Annotated in this window: 1 protein-coding gene; it reads right to left on the reverse strand. The window is 62.6% G+C overall.

The window, feature by feature from the left end; translation table 11 throughout:
- The coding region (locus ACQG3P_RS18955; RefSeq protein ID WP_426805898.1) for an efflux RND transporter permease subunit at window positions 1-259 on the reverse strand (259 nt) is incomplete at its 3' end.
- Window positions 260-334: the final 75 nt, after the last annotated feature.

The following is a 334-nucleotide window of genomic DNA, read 5'->3' on the forward strand; positions in this document are numbered from 1 at the left end:
TGCCGTTGGCCGAGCTGTTGGAGGAGAAGGAGATCACGCCATCGATGCACGTCATGTTCTGCTCGATGATCTGGGTCAACGAGTCCTCGACCACCTTGGCCGATGCGCCCGGGTAGGAGGCGCTGATCTCTACGGCGGGCGGTGCCACTTCCGGGTACAACGACACCGGCAGCTTGAGCACCGCCAGCGCACCGGCGAGCATGATGATGATAGAAATCCCCCACGCGATGATGGGGCGATCAATAATGTAACGACCCATGGTATTCTCGGATTAGTGCTTGTCGGCCGCGGCCGCCGGAGTTGCCGGCCTGGCCGGTGCGGCGCCCAACTCGGT

Origin of the sequence: Stenotrophomonas sp. SrG, from assembly GCF_050031795.1 — a bacterium.
Lineage (GTDB): Bacteria > Pseudomonadota > Gammaproteobacteria > Xanthomonadales > Xanthomonadaceae > Stenotrophomonas > Stenotrophomonas rhizophila_A.